This window comes from Pelomonas sp. BJYL3 (assembly GCF_027257975.1).
GTDB lineage: Bacteria > Pseudomonadota > Gammaproteobacteria > Burkholderiales > Burkholderiaceae_C > Roseateles_B > Roseateles_B flavus.
This window is the reverse complement of the sequence record NZ_JANZKX010000006.1, coordinates 207,589-223,822: the sequence shown is the minus strand read 5'-3', so window position 1 is coordinate 223,822 and position 16,234 is coordinate 207,589. Positions and strand designations below refer to the sequence as shown.

At 70.3% G+C, this 16,234-nt stretch carries 10 protein-coding genes and 1 pseudogene; 4 read left to right on the top strand and 7 right to left on the bottom strand.

Annotated elements, in window-relative coordinates:
• Positions 1-5 precede the first annotated feature (5 nt).
• The 3 genes from miaA to mutL all read right to left on the bottom strand — a co-directional run bounded on the left by miaA (position 6) and on the right by mutL (position 4,656).
• Positions 6-932, bottom strand: a complete 927-nt coding sequence (miaA, locus tag O9Y01_RS18480) for a tRNA (adenosine(37)-N6)-dimethylallyltransferase MiaA (protein ID WP_269633074.1) — start codon at positions 930-932, stop codon at positions 6-8.
• Positions 933-943: 11 nt separating this feature from the next.
• A complete protein-coding gene (locus O9Y01_RS18475) occupies positions 944-2,671 on the bottom strand; it encodes a pseudouridine synthase (protein ID WP_269633073.1) in 1,728 nt (575 codons plus the stop codon).
• Positions 2,672-2,745: 74 nt separating this feature from the next.
• The gene (gene mutL, locus O9Y01_RS18470; RefSeq protein ID WP_442952776.1) at positions 2,746-4,656 is read right to left on the bottom strand and encodes a DNA mismatch repair endonuclease MutL; all 1,911 of its coding nucleotides are present in this window, start codon (positions 4,654-4,656) and stop codon (positions 2,746-2,748) included.
• 70 nt (positions 4,657-4,726) lie between these two features.
• Between mutL and O9Y01_RS18465 the strand changes: the two genes are divergently transcribed.
• From O9Y01_RS18465 to O9Y01_RS18455, 3 genes are all read left to right on the top strand, one after another.
• Positions 4,727-5,371, top strand: coding sequence for a DedA family protein (locus tag O9Y01_RS18465; protein WP_269633071.1), 645 nt, complete (start codon positions 4,727-4,729; stop codon positions 5,369-5,371).
• Positions 5,372-5,485: 114 nt separating this feature from the next.
• Positions 5,486-8,839, top strand: a complete 3,354-nt coding sequence (locus O9Y01_RS18460) for a S41 family peptidase (protein WP_269633070.1) — start codon at positions 5,486-5,488, stop codon at positions 8,837-8,839.
• Between the two features lie 178 nt (positions 8,840-9,017).
• A complete protein-coding gene (locus tag O9Y01_RS18455; RefSeq protein WP_269633069.1) occupies positions 9,018-11,195 on the top strand; it encodes a prolyl oligopeptidase family serine peptidase in 2,178 nt (725 codons plus the stop codon).
• 33 nt (positions 11,196-11,228) lie between these two features.
• Here O9Y01_RS18455 and O9Y01_RS18450 read toward each other — a convergent pair whose 3' ends face one another.
• Together O9Y01_RS18450 and tsaE are read right to left on the bottom strand one after the other, a co-directional pair.
• Positions 11,229-12,638 (bottom strand): N-acetylmuramoyl-L-alanine amidase, encoded by a 1,410-nt coding sequence (locus O9Y01_RS18450; RefSeq protein ID WP_269633068.1) that lies wholly within the window; start codon positions 12,636-12,638, stop codon positions 11,229-11,231.
• Complete coding sequence (gene tsaE, locus O9Y01_RS18445) at positions 12,635-13,141, bottom strand: tRNA (adenosine(37)-N6)-threonylcarbamoyltransferase complex ATPase subunit type 1 TsaE (RefSeq protein ID WP_269633237.1); 507 nt, start codon at positions 13,139-13,141, stop codon at positions 12,635-12,637. The genes O9Y01_RS18450 and tsaE overlap by 4 nt, the downstream gene beginning before the upstream one ends.
• On the opposite strand from tsaE, the gene queG reads away from it, so the two are divergent.
• Positions 13,136-14,242 carry a tRNA epoxyqueuosine(34) reductase QueG gene (gene queG, locus O9Y01_RS18440; RefSeq protein WP_269633067.1) on the top strand — a complete coding sequence of 369 codons (1,107 nt, stop codon included), beginning with the start codon at positions 13,136-13,138 and terminating at the stop codon, positions 14,240-14,242. The two genes, tsaE and queG, sit on opposite strands and share 6 nt — an antisense overlap.
• A 344-nt stretch (positions 14,243-14,586) precedes the next feature.
• Here queG and O9Y01_RS18435 read toward each other — a convergent pair.
• A pseudogene (locus O9Y01_RS18435) lies at positions 14,587-15,102 on the bottom strand (MFS transporter); the annotation flags it as partial.
• 226 nt (positions 15,103-15,328) lie between these two features.
• Positions 15,329-16,234 (bottom strand): AEC family transporter, encoded by a 906-nt coding sequence (locus tag O9Y01_RS18430; protein WP_269633066.1) that lies wholly within the window; start codon positions 16,232-16,234, stop codon positions 15,329-15,331.

Genomic DNA, 16,234 nt, shown 5'->3' with positions numbered 1-16,234 from the left:
CCTTCTCAGGCCCCCAGCACGCGCTGCAGCTGCGCCATGAGGTGCAGCGGCGCCTGTGGTGACTGGCAGTCCAGCACGATGCGCCGGGGCATGGAGCGCAGCCAGGTGATCTGGCGCTTGGCCAGCTGGCGGGTGGCCGCGGCGCCACGCTCCTGAAGGTCGCCGAAGCGGTCGGCATCCAGCGCCTCCCAGGTCTGGCGGTAGCCCACGCAGCGCATGGAGGGCAGGCCCAGGTGCAGGTCGCCACGCGCGCGCAGGGCCCGCACCTCGTCCATCAGGCCCTGGTCCAGCATCTTTGCAAAGCGCTGGCCCAGGCGCTTGTGCAGCCAGGCGCGGTCCTCGGTTTCCAGGGAGATCAGCGGCCAGTCCACGCCGGGGCTGCGTTCCTGCTGGGCATGGAGCTCGGACATCGTCTGCCCGCTGAGCTGCCAGACCTCCAGGGCGCGCTGGATGCGCTGGGCGTCGTTGGGCGCGAGCCGCGCCGCAGTGGGCGGGTCGATGCGGGCCAGCTCCTCATGCAGGGCCGGCCAGCCCTGCTCGGCGGCGCGGGCGTCAATCTCGCGGCGCACGGCCTCGTCGGCCTGGGGCAGGGGCGAAAGGCCGTCGAACAGGGCCTTGAAGTACAGCATGGTGCCGCCCACCAGCAGGGGCAGGCGGCCGCGCGCGAGGATCTCGGCGGCCAGCTGCTGCGCATTGCGGGCGAACTCGGCGGCGGAGTAGGCCTCCAGCGGGTCGATGATGTCGATCAGGTGGTGCGGCACCGCTGCCATCTCCGCGGCCGAGGGCTTGGCCGTGCCGATGTCCATGCCGCGGTAGACCAGCGCCGAGTCCACGCTGATGATCTCGATGGGCAGGTACTCCGCCACCTTCAGCGCACAGGCGGTCTTGCCAGTGCCGGTGGGGCCGGCCAGGCACACAGGCTTGAACTGCATGGCCGCCCGCGTCAGAACTTTTCCCAGGGCGCCAGGAAGCGCCACTGGCCGGCGGGCAGGTGGCCCAGCGGGATGCGGCCGATGCGCACGCGCTTGAGCGCCGTCACCTTGAGGCCCACCAGCTCGCACATGCGGCGGATCTGGCGCTTGCGGCCCTCGCGCAGCACGAAGCGCAGCTGGTCCTCGTTGGCCCAGCTGACCTTGGCCGGCTTGAGCTCGACGTCGTCCAGCATCAGGCCATGGTTGAGCAGGGCCAGGCCTTGCTCGTCCAGCTGGCCGGACTCGTTCTTCACGCCGTTGATGCCGACGTATTCCACCCGCACCAGGTACTCCTTCTCGATCGAGGAGTCATCGCCGATCAGCTGCTTGGCGATGCGGCCGTCCTGGGTCAGCACCAGCAGGCCGGTGGAGTCGATGTCCAGGCGGCCCGCAGGCGCCAGGAAGCGGCTGTGGCCCACGTGGTACTTGATGCCGGCCGGGTCGTCCTTCCAGTGGGTGTCGCTCTTGATCAGCACGGAGGCGGGCTCGTAGCCGTCCTCGGCCTGGCCGGACACATAGCCGATGGGCTTGTGCAGCAGGATGGTGACGCGCTGGGCCTGCTGCTGCCGGGCGGCGGGATCGACCTCGATGCGGGCGTCGGGGCCCACGCGCTCACCCAGGGTGGCCAGGTGTCCGTCCACCTTGACCCAGCCGGCGGCGATCCATTCATCGGCCTCGCGGCGCGAGGCCAGGCCCAGCTCGCTCATGCGCTTGGAGAGGCGCTCGCCCTCGGCGCTGTTCCGGCGTTCGGGCGCGGGCTGAGGCACGCGAGGTGCTTGCTCGGGATGCGAGCGCAGGGCGGTCTGGCGGCGCTGGTCGGGGCGGGCGGCGGTGTCACGGCCGCGGTCCGGGCCCCGGTGCTCGGGACCGTGGCCTTGCGGCTCATGCCGGCGGGCGGGACGTTGCTGACCCCAGGACGAATCCTGCTCGGCCTGACGACGCGGGCCGCGTTCATCACGGCCGCCATGACCGCCATGACCTCGGGCTGGCTCATGCGCTGAGCCATGCGCCCGGCGATCGTCGGGACGACCCGGGCCGTAGCCACCGCGCGCTTCGCCACGCGCCGGTCCGCGGGGGCCACCACGGAAGTCGCCGCGGCCCTCGCCGCGGAAACCTTCACGGAGGTCTCCCCGGTGATCGCCCCGGCCCGGGCCGCGATCTCCGCCTTGGAAATCGGGGCGACCAGGGCCGCGGCCTTCACCACGGAATTCGCCGCGGAACTCACCCCGGCCCTCGCCCCGGCCTTCAAAGCGACCCTCATTGCGGCCTTCGAAGCGATGGCCGCCCCGATGCTCACCACGGCCTTCGAAACGGCGTTCGTCGTCGCCGCCGCGCGACCAGCCGCCGGGGCGATCGCCACGGTCAGCACGGTCACGGCCGCCGGCCGGGCCTTCGCTGCGGAAGGGCTTGCTGCCGAACTTGCCACCGGGCTTGGCGCCGAAACCAGGCTTGCCACCGGGCTTGCCCGGACGGTCCGGCCGGGCCGGGCCACGGCCGCCGTCATGGCGTTGATCCTGGGGTTCCGACGCGCGGCGGCCCTCGTAGGCGGCCTGGCGCTCGGCGCGCTCGGTCTGAGCCTGGGCGAGGGTGGGGCGGGTGCGGGAGACGCCGGTGCCGCGCAGGGGCTGGCGGCGCTCGCCGGGCTTGCCCGTCTTGGTGCTGTCACCGGCGGGCTTCTTCTTCAGGGTCAGGGTGGCCATGAACGACTTTCTATGCAAGTGCGTATTGGACCATGGACACGGCACGGATCCGGGTTTTCCTTGGGCCCGGACCCTCAGCGACCCCGCAGGAACAGGGCGTCCAGCTCGCGCAGGCTCAGCTGGCGCCAGGTGGGCCGGCCGTGGTTGCACTGGTCGGCGCGCTCGGTGCGTTCCATGTCGCGCAGCAGGGCGTTCATCTCGTCCAGGGTCAGCTGGCGGTTGGCACGCACGGCGCCGTGGCAGGCCATGGTGGCCAGGATCTCGTGCTGGGCACGCTCAATGGCATGGCTGGCGTCGAACTGGGCCAGCTCGGCCAGCACGCCGCGGGCCAGCTCGACCACGTCGCCGCCCGAAAGCAGCGCCGGGCGCGATCGCAGGGCCAGCACCTGGGAGGACAGCGGGGAGAGGTCCAGCCCCAGCTTGTGCAGCGTCTCGGCCTGCGCCTCGGCCGTGGCGATCTCGGTGGGCGTGGCGGCGAAGGTGACGGGGATCAGCAGGGGCTGGGTCTCGATGCGGGCCTCGCCCAGCGCGGTCTTGAGCCGTTCGTAGACCACGCGCTCGTGGGCGGCATGCATGTCCACGATCACCAGGCCCTGGGCGTTCTCGGCCAGCACGTAGACGCCCTGGATCTGGGCGATGGCGCGGCCCAGCGGCCAGTCACCCTCGGGCAGAGGGGTGGGGGCCGGCAACGGCGTCGCGGCCGGTGCGGAGGACGCCGCGGGAATGGGCCGCTCCGGTGCATACAAGGCCTGGACCTCGCCCAGGCCGAGGCTGGACTGGGTGTTGCTGCGCCAGCTGGGCGTGCCGCTGTAGAGACGCGGGGCTTCCGGGCGAGCTTCGGCAGGCGCTGTAGCCTTGAACCAGACCGGCGCTTGCCCTGGTGCCGGACGCTCGCCGGGCACGGCCGCGGCGAAGGCTGCGGCGGCATGCGGGCTGGCCAGGGCCTCGGCGGGCGCCTCTCCGGCCTGCGCGCGCGACAGGGCCAGGGCGTCCTGCACGGCGTAGCGCACCTGCTGGTGGATCTCGCGGCCGTCGCGGAAACGCACCTCGATCTTGGTGGGGTGCACGTTCACGTCCACGCGGTCCGGGGCGATGTCGATGAAGAGCACGTAGCTGGGCTGGCGGCTGCCATGCAGCTGGTCCTCGTAGGCCGAGCGGATGCCGTGGGCGATGAGCTTGTCCCGCACATAGCGGCCGTTGACGTAGACGTACTGCATGTCCGAGCGGCTGCGCGCCGCCTCGGGCAGGCCGGCGCGGCCGTAGATTCGCAGGGGGCCGGCCTCGGCATAGACCGCGCGGCTGCTGCCGAAGAAGTCCTCGCCCAGCACGTCCAGCAGGCGCTGCTCGGACGAGCCGGCACGCCATTGCTCCACCAGCTTGCCCTCGTGCCACACGGCAAAGCCCACGTCGGGACGGGCCAGCGCATGGCGGCGCACGGACTCCAGGCAGTGGGCGAGCTCGGTGGCATCGGTCTTCAGGAACTTGCGCCGGGCCGGGGTGCTGAAGAAGAGCTCGCGCACCTCGACGCTGGTGCCGCGCGAGCGGGCCGCGATCTTGAGCTCGCCCGAGCGCGCCTCCAGCCGGTGCGCATGCGGCGCGCCCTCGCAGCGCGTGGCGATGGCCATCTCGGCCACCGAGCTGATGGCCGCCAGGGCCTCGCCACGGAAGCCCATGGTGGCCACCGACTCCAGCTCCTCCAGCGAGCGGATCTTGCTGGTGGCGTGGCGCTTGAGTGCCAGGGGCAGCTCCTCGGGCGGAATGCCCAGGCCGTCGTCCTCCACCACGATGGCGCGCACGCCGCCGGCCATCAGCTTGACGTTGACCTGCGTGGCGCCGGCGTCCAGCGCGTTGTCCACCAGCTCGCGCACCACGGAAGCAGGGCGCTCGACGACCTCGCCCGCGGCGATCTGGCTGATCAGCTCATCGGGCAGTTCGCGGATGGCGCGGCGTGGCGCACCGGGGGCGGGCAGGGGGGAGGACGACATCTCTGACATGGCGGCGGATTCTACGGAGGCTGGCACGCGCGGCTCCGCGGCGCCGCCATAATCGCCCGCCATGGAAATCCTTGCCCAGCTTATTGACTTCATCCTGCACGTCGATCGCTACCTGAACGACTTCGTGCTGGCCTACGGAACCTGGATCTACGCCCTGCTGTTCCTGATCATCTTCGTCGAGACGGGCCTGGTGGTGATGCCCTTCCTGCCGGGGGACTCGCTGCTCTTCATCGTCGGGGCCATGTGCGGTGCCGGCCTGCTGGACCTCAAGACCTCCATGGGGATCATGGTGGTGGCCGCGGTGGCGGGCAACCAGACCAACTACACCATCGGACGCTTCTTCGGCCCCCGGGTCTTCCAGTGGGAGAACTCGCGCTTCTTCAATCGCGCGGCCTTCGACAAGGCCCATGACTTCTACGAGCGCCACGGCGGCGTGGCCCTGGTGATCGGCCGCTTCATGCCCTTTGTGCGCACCTTCGCGCCCTTCGTCGCCGGTGTGGCGCAGATGAGTCGCCGCAAGTTCACGGCCTATGACGTGGGCGGCGCGCTGTTGTGGGTCGTGGGGGTGACTTGTGTCGGCTACTTCTTCGGCAACGTACCCTGGGTGAAGCAGAACCTGGAGAAGATCATCTGGGCGATGATCGTCATCCCTGGCCTGCTGGTGATCGCGGGCGGCATCCGCAGCAAGCTGCGCAGGCCGGCCTGAGCGAGGCCGACAGACGGATCGGAACCCGGGCAATCCCCGGGTTTCGGCTTTGAGCGATGTGGTCGCCGCAGCATCCCTGCGCGGCCTGTGATGCAAAGACGGAGACAACACAAGATGAAGACCTTTGCCCTCAAGCCCCTGAACTGGGCCCTGGCCATCGCGGCCGCGCTGCTGTCCGCGCAAGGCGCAGCACAGGCCGAGACCCTGCTGCTGCGCCAGCCCAGCGTGTCCGCCGAGCGCCTCGCCTTCGTCTATGGCGGCGACATCTGGAGCGCCCGGCGCGACGGCAGCGAGCCGCGCCAGCTGACCAGCCAGGCCTCGGCCGAATACGCGCCCAAGTTCTCGCCGGACGGCCGCTGGATCGCCTTCACGGCCAACTATGACGGCAATCCGGACGTCTACGTGATGCCCGCCGAGGGCGGCGAGCCGCGCCGCCTGACCTGGCACCCGGGCGCTGACGTCGTCAACGGCTGGAGCCCGGACGGCAAGCGCATCCTCTTCTCTTCGGCCCGCGAGATCGCGAACAGCCGCAGCAACCAGCTCTTCGAGGTGCCCGTGGAGGGCGGCCCGGAGCGCAAGCTGATGAAGGCCGTGGCCTTCGAGGGCGCCTGGAACGCCGACGGCGAACGCCTGGCCTACCGCCCCAACCGCAAGGCCCACGAGGGCGCGGCTGGCTGGCGCCAGAGCCGCGGCGGTGCCACGCCGCCAATCTGGGTGCTCAACGTCAAGACCCAGCAGCTGGAGAAGGTGCCCCATGTGCGGGCGACGGACCACACGCCGATGTGGCACGGCGACGAGCTGGTCTTCGTCTCGGACCGCAATGACGACGCGGCCAATCTCTACAGCTGGAACGGCAGGACCCAGCAGCTGCGCCAGCTCACCCGCAGCAAGAGCTGGGACGTCCGCAGCGCCGGCCTGCACGGCAGCACCGTGGTCTACGAGTTGGGCGGCAGCCTGCACCAGCTGGACCTGAAGACGGGGCAAGACCTGACCCTGCGCATCACCCTGCCGGTGGCTGGCGCCCAGACGCGCGAGCAGTGGAAGGATGTCAGCCGCCAGATGCAGGGCGCGCAGCTCTCGCCCACGGGCAAGCGCGTGCTGGTGACGGCCCGGGGCGAAGTCTTCAGCGTGCCGGTCAAGGACGGCGTGACGCAGAACCTCACCGGCACCTCCGGCGTGCGCGAGAAGGACGCCCTGTGGCGCCCCGACGGCAAGCAGTTGGCCTGGCTGCGCGATGGCGGCTTCAAGCACGAACTGGTGCTGGCCGAGCCCACGGCCGGTGGCAAGCGCGAGGTCCATGCCCTGCCGGCCGGCTACTTCACCCTGCTGGACTGGTCACCGGACGGCAAGCGCATCGCCCTGCAGGACAACCATCTGCAGCTCTACGTCTACGAGACCGAGGCCAAGGCGCTCAAGCCCGTCGCCAAGACCCCGCGCCGCAGCCAGTTCGAGGTCAGCTTCTCGCCTGACAGCCGCTGGCTGGCCTACACCATCGTCGGCGCCAACCAGCTCAGCCAGATCCACCTGCATGATTTCCAGACCGGCCAGGAGCACATGCTCAGCGACGGCCTGGCCCATGCCGTGTGGCCGGCCTTCTCCCCCAAGGGCGACCTGCTGTACTTCGCGGCCTCGGTGAACGCCGGCCCGCGCCAGGTCGGCCTGGACATGAGCGTGGAAGACCAGCCCCTTCGCCTGGGCCTCTACGCGGCCGTGCTGTCCAGCGAAGGCCGCTCGCCGCTGTGGCCAAAGACCGCCGAGGAGGAGGGCCCCAGGGCTGAAGGCAAGACCGAGGGCAAGACTGAGGGCAAGGGCGATGGCAAGGGTGAGGCAAAACCTGACCCCAAGGCCGATGCAAAGCCGGATGCCAAGGCCGAGGACAAGGCCAAGCCGAGCGCCAAACCCACCCGCATCGACATCGCCGGCCTGCAGCAGCGCTTCGTGCCGCTGCCGGTGCCGGAGCGCTTCTATGCCGGCCTCATGGTGGCCGCCGATGGCAGCCTCTACTACCTGGACCGCCGCCAGCAGGGCGTCACCAACGAGGGACCGGACGCAGAGTCCAGCGGACATGCCGAGCTGTTCCGCTTCGACATGGAGGAGCGCAAGCCCAAGTCCATCAAGACCGGTCTGAGCGGTGCCAGCCTGAGCGCCGACGGCAAGAAGCTGCTGCTGGAGCTGCCCAAGGGCAAGCTCGAGGTGGCTGACACCGGCGACAAGCCCGATCCCAAGGCCCTGGACCAGAGCGGCCTGCGCGCCCGCATCCAGCCGCGCGAAGAATGGCAGCAGATCTTCAACGAGGTCTGGTGGATGGAGAAGGAGTACTTCTACGCGCCCAATCTGCATGGCCTGGACTGGGACGCCGTCTACAAGCGCTACCAGCCCCTGCTGGCCCACGTGCAGCGCCGCGAGGACCTCAACGAGATCCTCTCCGACATGATCGGCGAGCTGCAGGTGGCCCACAACAACGTGGGCGGCGGCGACACCCAGTCCGACGCTCCCGTCAGCGTGGGCCTGCTGGGCGCGGATGTCGAGCCGCATGAGGGCCGCTGGCGCCTGAGCAAGGTCTATGCGGGCGACCGCTGGAATCCCTTCCTGAAGGCGCCCCTGGCCATGCCGGGGCTCAATGTCAAGACGGGTGACTACGTGCTGGCCGTCAATGGCCAGCCGGTGACGGCCGCCCAGAACTTCTTCCGCGCCTTCGAGAACACCGCCGGCAAGCAGACCACGCTGACCCTGGCCGACAACCCGCGCGGCGAGAAGAGCCGCCAGGTGGTGGTGGAGCCCGTGGGCCGTGACGCGGCGCTGCGGCAGTGGGACTGGATCGAGTCCAACCGCGCCTACGTGGCCAGCAAGACCGGCGGCAAGGTGGGCTACATCTACCTGCCGGACACGGGCCGCAACGGCTTCGAGTACTTCAACCGCCAGTTCTTTGCCCAGTCGGACAAGGAGGCGCTGATCATCGACGACCGCCGCAATGGCGGCGGCCATGCGGCCAACTACATCCTGGACGTGCTCAAGAGGCCCTACCTTTCCGGCTGGAAGGACCGCGACGCCATGGTCTTCAACACCCCGGGCAGCGCCGTCTACGGCCCCAAGGTCATGCTGATCGACCAGGACGCCGGCTCCGGCGGCGACTACCTCCCCTGGGCCTTCCGCCGCCTGGGCCTGGGCCCGCTGATCGGCACCCGCACCTGGGGCGGGCTGATCGGCATCTCTGCCAATCCGCCGCTGATCGACAACGGCTTCCTGACCGTGCCCTTCTTCCGCTTCTTCACGCCGGACGGCGAATGGCGCATCGAGAACGAAGGGACGGTGCCGGACATGGACGTCGACCTCGATCCCATCGGCGTCAACCGCGGGCAGGACAGCCAGCTGGACGCCGGCATTGCCGAGGTCATGAAGCGCCTGGCCAGCTACAAGCCGGTGGACCTCAAGAAGGCGCCGGCCCTGCCCACCGAGCTGGGCAAGTGAGGCGGAGCCGCTCTCCCAAGTCAAACCCTGATTCCGATCGGGTATGTTGAAAATATACTGACCGCCACGTGCCGCAGTTCTGCCCATGCAGGCTGCGGCACTTTCGCATCCGCACCGACACGATTGCACACGCCGCGGCGCTCCTGGCTGCCGCGGACGAACCCACGGGAAGCCCTTCATGCGCACAACTTCGAGCACTCTGTCCACGCCGCGCCGCCGCCTGGTGCAGCTGATCGCCCTGTCCACCCTGTCCCTGGCCGCCGCGGGCGGCGCACGGGCCGCTGATCCCGCCTATCCGGCGACGCAGCAGCGCCCGGTGCAGGACCAGTTCCATGGCACGACCGTCAGCGAGGACTACCGCTGGCTGGAGGACTTCGAGAGTCCCGAGGTGAAGCAGTGGGTCGCCGCCCAGAACGCGCTGACCCGCGCCCGCCTGGATGCCATCCCGGGTCGCGAGGCCCTGGCTGCGCGGATCAAGGAGCTGGTCATGACCCGCCCGACCGGCTACGGCAGCCTGGGGCACTACGGCAAGCACTGGTTCGCGATGAAGTACGAGCCCGGCCGCCAGCAGCCGCGCATCGTGGTGATGGACAGCCCCGACAAGCCCGAGACCGAGCGCGTGGTGCTGGACCCCGTCCAGCTGGCCGCCGACGGCAGCCTGGCCATCGACTGGTTCATGCCCTCGCCGGACGGCAAGCGCATCGCCGTCTCGCTGAGCGAGAAGGGCAGCGAGCGCGGCAGCCTGCACCTCTATGACGTGGCCAGCGGCAAGCCGGTCGATGTGGTGATCCCGCGCGTGCAGTTCCCCACCGGCGGCGGCTCCGTCAGCTGGCAGGCCGACGGCAAGGGCCTGCTCTACACCCGCTACCCGGCCCCCGGCGAGCGCGCCGAGGGCGACGCCATGTTCTTCCAGCAGGTCTGGAGCCACCGCCTGGGCGAGCCCCTGTCCAAGGACCGCATGGTGCTGGGTGAGGGCCTGCCGCGCATTGCCGAGACCTTCCTGGCCAGCGGACCCAAGGGCCTGCAGATTGCCCAGGTGCTCAATGGCGACGGCGGCGAGGAGGCCTTCTGGCTGCAGCCGCAAGGCGGGCGCTGGCAGCAGCTCTCGGGCTTCCAGGACGGCGTGAAGGGCCTGCAGGCCGCCGCGGATGGCTGGCTCTACCTCCTCTCCACCAAGGGCGCGCCCAAGGGTCAGGTCTTGCGCCTGAAGCTGGGCCAGCCCCTGGCCAAGGCCGAGGTGCTGGTGCCCGAGTCCGAAGGCACGCTGACCCAGTTCAAGCTCTTGGACGGCCAGCTGTACCTGAGCTACCTGCTGGGCGGCCCCTCGGAGCTGCGCCGCGTCGACCTCAAGACCCGCAAGAGCCAGGTCCTGCCCCTGCCGGCCATCGCCAGCGTGGATGCGCTGGTCAAGGGGGAGAGGAACGAGCTGCTGGCCTCGGTGCAGAGCTACACCCAGCCGCAGGCCTGGTACCGCGTGCACAAGGACGGGCACCTGGCCGTCACCGCGCTGGCCCAGAAGTCCAATGTGGACTTCAGCGACGTCGAAGTGCTGCGCGAGTTCGCCACCTCCAAGGACGGCACGCGCGTGCCGCTCAACATCCTGCGTCCCAAGGGTCTCAAGCTGGACGGCAGCCACCCCGTGCTGCTCTACGGCTACGGCGGCTACAGCGTCAGCCAGACGCCGGGCTTCAACGCCCTGCGCAAGGTCTGGCTGGAGCGCGGCGGCGTGATGGTGATCGCCAATCTGCGCGGCGGCGGCGAGTTCGGCGAGGCCTGGCACCTGGCGGGCAACCTGACCCGCAAGCAGAACGTCTTCGATGACTTCATCGGCGCGGCCGAGCACCTGATCGCCCGCGGCTACACCAAGCCCGAGCGCCTGGCCATCCAGGGCGGCAGCAACGGCGGCCTGCTGATGGGCGCGGCGCTCACCCAGCGTCCGGAGCTGTTCCGCGCCGTGCATGCCTCGGTGGGCATCTACGACATGCTGCGGGTGGAGCTGGACGCCAACGGCGCCTTCAACATCACCGAATTCGGCACCGTCAAGGATGAGGCGCAGTTCCGCGCCTTGCTGGGCTATTCGCCCCTGCACAAGGTCAAGGACGGCACGCGCTACCCGGCCGTGCTCTTCACCACCGGCGACCACGACGGCCGCGTGAACCCCATGCAGTCCCGCAAGATGGTGGCCCGCCTGCAGGCGGCGCAGTCCGCTTCCATGGCCGAGCGTCCCATCCTGCTGCGCACCAGCGCCAACGCCGGTCACGGCATGGGCTCCTCGACCAGCGAGGTGATCGCCGAGCGCACCGACAGCTACAGCTTCCTGATGGACCAGCTGGGCATGCCGCTGCAAAAGCCCTGAGGGCCGGACGACCTGAGGGCCGGGTCCCGGCCTTCAGGTCAGGTTGCGGTTGCGCGCCAGCGGCGGGTTCTTCGCGAAGTAGCGCGAGATGCCCGTGGCGATGGCGTCCACCAGCTGCGCCTGGTAGGCCTCGCTGCTGAGCTTGGCCTCTTCCTCGGGGTTGGAGATGAAGGCCGTCTCCACGAGGATGCTGGGGATGTCCGGCGCCTTCAGCACCGCGAAGCCGGCCTGCTCGACGCGCGGCTTGTGCAGCTTGCCCACGCGGCTGATCTGGCCCAGGACCTCACCGCCGAGCTTGAGGCTGTCCTTGATCTGGGCGGTGGTGCTGAGGTCCAGCAGGGTGCGCAGCACCGAGGCGTCACGGACCTTGGTGTTCACGCCGCCGATCATGTCGGCCGCGTTTTCCTTGTCCGCCATCCAGCGCGCCGCCGCGCTGCTGGCCGCGCCGTCGCTCAGCGCGAACACGCTGGCGCCGCGGGCCTGGGGCGTGAAGAAAGCGTCGGCATGCAGGGAGACGAACAGGTCAGCCTGCACGCGCCGGGCCTTGCGCACGCGCTCGTGCAGGGGCACGAAGAAGTCGGCGTCGCGGGTCATCATGACGCGGATGTTGGGGTGCTTGTCCAGCCGGTCGCGCAGCTTCAGGCCGATGGCCAGCACCACGTCCTTCTCCTTGAGCCCGCTGGGGCCCACGGCGCCGGGGTCCTCGCCACCATGGCCGGGGTCCAGCGCGATGACGATGAGGCGGTCCAGCTGCTGCTTGGTCATGGACGGCGGCGGCAGCGGGGCCGGGGCCGGGGTCTGGGCCACGACAGGCGGTGCGCTGGCCGCGGGGAGGCGCTCGGGCGCCGAGGCGGCCGGCAGGGGGCGCGTGGGCGCGGTGGATTCGGGCTTGTCCAGCTTGGCGATCAGCTCGCCCAGGGCGTCCTGCACCGACTGCGCGGCAGCCCGCTCGGCCGCTTCCTTCTCGCGGATCAGCACCAGCAGCGGGTCGCGCTCCTGCACGGGGTAGAGGTCCAGTACCAGGCGGTGCTTGTAGGCCGCCACCGGCTGCAGAGTGAAGACCTGGGGCGCCACGGCCTGCTTGAGATCCAGCACGATGCGCACCACGCGCGGCTGGTTCTGGCCCACGCGCAGGCCCTCGATGAAGGGATCGTCCGGTCGCACCTTGCCCAGCAGCTCGCGCAGGCCCGGGCTGAGGTCCAGGTCGTCGACGTCGATCACCAGGCGGTCCGGCCCGGTGACCAGGCTGTGGCGAGCGACCAGGGGGCGGTCAGACTCGATCGTGATGCGGGTGTAGTCCTGGGCCGGCCAGATGCGCACCGCCACGATGGAGGCAAGACCTGGCCCCGCCAGCAGCTGCGTCGGCGCCTGCAGCAGCAGGGCCAGGCCGCCCATGCGGCGCAGGGCCGAGCGGCGGGAGGAGGGGTGGGCGGGCACGCTCATGCGGCGGCTCCGCCAGACAGCGCGGCCATCAGTGACTGGCCCAGCGGCGTGCGGGCTTCGAGGCGCAGCTGGCGGCTGTCGTCGTCCGCGATCGTCAGGTGCAGGGCCAGATCAGGGACGGGCAGCATGCCGGCCGCCTTCTCAGGCCATTCGGACAGCTTCAGGCCGGGGCTGGTGAAGATCTCGCGGAAGCCGGCGTCCTCCCACTCGCGCGGGTCGCCGAAGCGGTAGAAATCGAAATGGCTGACCACGCCGCTGCCGCCGTGCTCCGCCAGCTCGTAGCTTTCCATCACGGCATAGCTGGGGCTCTTGATGCGGCCCTGAACGCCCAGGGCGCGCAGCAGGTGCCGCACCAGGGTGGTCTTGCCGGCGCCCAGGCTGCCGTGCAGTTCAATGGAGGCGTTCATGAGCCCGGGGGCCCGTGCCAGGTCCTGCGCGAAACGTTCGCAGGCGGCCTCGTCGGGCCAGCGCAGCTCGCGGGTTTCTAGAATGGCCAAATGCAGCAAACTCCCCAGAAGACTCTCGACCCCCAGACCGTCATGCAGCAACTGCAGGCCTGGGCGCATGAGCTGGGATTCTCACAGATTGGCGTGGCCGATATCGACCTCAGCAGCGCCGAGGCCGGCTTGCTGGCCTGGCTGCAGGCCGGATTCCACGGCAGCATGCACTATATGGCCAGCCACGGCCTCAAGCGGGCACGGCCCGCGGAGCTGGTGCCGGGCACCCTGCGCGTGCTGACCGCGCGGATGGATTACCTGCCCGGCAGCCTCGGCCCGGACTGGCGCCGGCTCGAGTGGCAGGGCCTGGGCGACCCGCTGCGCGCGCAGGTCTCGCTCTATGCGCGGGGCCGGGACTATCACAAGGTCCTGCGCCAGCGCCTGCAGCAGCTGGCCGACCGCCTGGGGCAGCTGCTGGGGCCTTTCGGGCACCGCGTCTTCACGGATTCGGCGCCGGTGCTGGAGGTGGAGCTGGCCTCGCGCTCGGGCCTGGGCTGGCGCGGCAAGCACACGCTGACGCTCGCGCGTGATGCGGGCTCCATGTTCTTCCTGGGCGAAATCTATGTGGACCTGCCGCTGCCTCTGAGCGCGGCCAACAGCGGGCACTGCGGCCAGTGCCAGGCCTGCCTGGAGGTCTGCCCGACCCAGGCCATCGTCGAGCCCTACCGGGTCGACGCGAGGCGCTGCATCTCCTACCTCACCATCGAGCACGATGGCGCGATTCCCGTCGAGCTGCGCAGCCTGATGGGCAACCGCATCTACGGCTGCGACGACTGCCAGCTGGTCTGCCCCTGGAACAAGTTCGCGCGCCGCAGCCCGGTGCCGGACTTCGACACCCGCGAGCATTTCAGCGCACCGGGCCTGCTGCAGCTGTGGTCCTGGACGGAGGCCGAGTTCCTGCGCCGCACCGAGGGCTCGGCCATTCGCCGCATCGGCCACTGGCGCTGGCGCCGCAACCTGGCAGTGGCCATGGGCAATGCGCTGAGGCAAGACCTGGCCCCGGAGCACCGGCAGGCCCTGGTGGCGGCGCTGGAGATGGCGCTGCCCGAGGCCGACGAGCTGCTGGCCGAGCATCTTCGCTGGGCGCTCGAGCCGGACAGCCACTGAGCCGGCCCGACCGTACTCAGGCGGCCACAGGCCGAGGTCGCTGCCAGGGCCACGCGGTAGGCCTTCTGCGGATAGTGCCCCTGTGTGGGCGACCAGCTGTTGAGGACCCCGCCCGGCCCCCATTGAACGACGATGGCCAGCAGGAACACCAGCAGGTTGAACGAGGTGGTTGCGCGCTCCGTGAGATGGCTGGGTACGCTCTGGGCCACGATCGCGTAGTTCATGGTCGTGGCCGTGCCGAAGAAGCTGAAGCCGACCGCGACCAGCAGCGGTGGCAGGGGCAGGGTCTGCGGGCCCAGGACCTGGGCCGCGGCCTCGCGCGACAGCTGGCCGACGTCGCACTGCCAGGGGGCCATCCACAAGCCCTGGACGGCCATGCAGGTGGCATGGGCCATCAGGGTGTACAGGGCCAGGCGCCAGAAGGACCAGGCGCCGTAGAGCTCCAGCACGGCCTTGACCATGTCGGCGAGGCGCGTCTGAGCCTTCTGGCTCGGGTGCTCCGGCACCGCCAGCAGGATCAGCGCGGCCACCAGCAGGGTGCCGACGGCCAGCACGAGGAAGGCGCCACGCCAGCTCGTCAGTGACAGCGCCCAGTGCATGGGCGTGGTCGATGCCATGGCCCCCAGGCCGACGACCGAGCGCAGCACAGCGGTCGTCAGCGGCAGGCGGGCCGCGGGAACCCAGAGCGAGCTGGCCTTGATCGCCGACATCAGGGACCCGGCCACCCCGAGGCCGATCATGCCGCGGGCGAGCACCAGCTCGCCCAGGGACTGTGCCTGGGCAAACAGCACGGCCCCCGCGGTGGCCACCATCAGCATGGGGCCCCGTACCTTGCGCGGCCCGACGTGGTCCAGGGCCACGGCTGCGTTACGACGCGCCACGCGCACTGAGGCGACAGCGAGCTGGTCCTGCCGGCGGGCATGCAGCGCCAGCCTCAGGGTGTCGCTGAACTGCACGGACGACACAAGCAGCTACAGCGCCGACCTCCACGGCAGCATCCGCAGCGAGTGCGGCCAGACCTTTGGCTTCTGACCCGCCCCGGGGGCCGTCAGCTGTGCGCGGCCGCAAGACCCTGATGCTGAAGCCCTAGCGCCCCACCCACCCCTGTACCACCAACCACACCGGCAAGCTGACCATCCCCAGCAGCGTCGACAGCGTGATCAGCCCCGCCACGAAGGGCCCGTTGCCTCCCATGCGCACGGCCAGCACGTAGGCGCTCGACGCCGTTGGCAGGGCCGCGAAGGCCATCAGCATGGAGGCTTGCGCAGGGGGCAGGGCCAGGACCTGAATCAGCCCCAGCGCCACCAGCGGCAGCGCCGCATGGCGGATGAAGAGCAGGGCGCCCGCCAGCCCCGGCGCGTCACGCAGGGCACCGAAGCGCAGGCCGGCGCCCACGGCCATGAGGCCCAGGGGCAGGGCCGCCACGCCGATCTTCTGCAGGCTCACGGCGGCCGGCTCGGGCAGGCGCAGGCCGCTGAGATTGGCGGCGAGGCCCAGCACCGTGGAGACGATCAGCGGGTTGCGCACCAGCTCCCTCAGGTAGCCGTGGCCGCCGTGCCGGGCCAGCGGCCAGACGGCCGCCACATTGGCCAGCGGCACGCACAGCGCGATCAGCAGGGCGATCCAGGCCACGCCCTGCGCGCCCTGCAGCCGCTCGGCCAGGGCCAGGGCCACGAAGGAGTTGAAGCGGAAGGCGACCTGGGCGCCCGAGGCATGGTTCTGCGCATGCATGCCCGGCCACAGGCGCAGGGCATAGGCCAGCAGCACGCCACTGAGCAGCACGGCCACGCCGGCGCCCGCCAGGGCCAGGGTCTCGCCGGGCCGCAGCTGACTGCGCGAGATGGAGTTGAACAGCAGGACCGGGAACAGCAGGTAGTAGACCAGGCGCTCCACGCTGCTCCACACCGGCCGGTCCAGCGTGGTGTAGCGGCACAGGGCAAATCCGACGGCGATCAAGAGGAAGTCGGGGAGCAGGAGCAGCAGGTCGGGCAT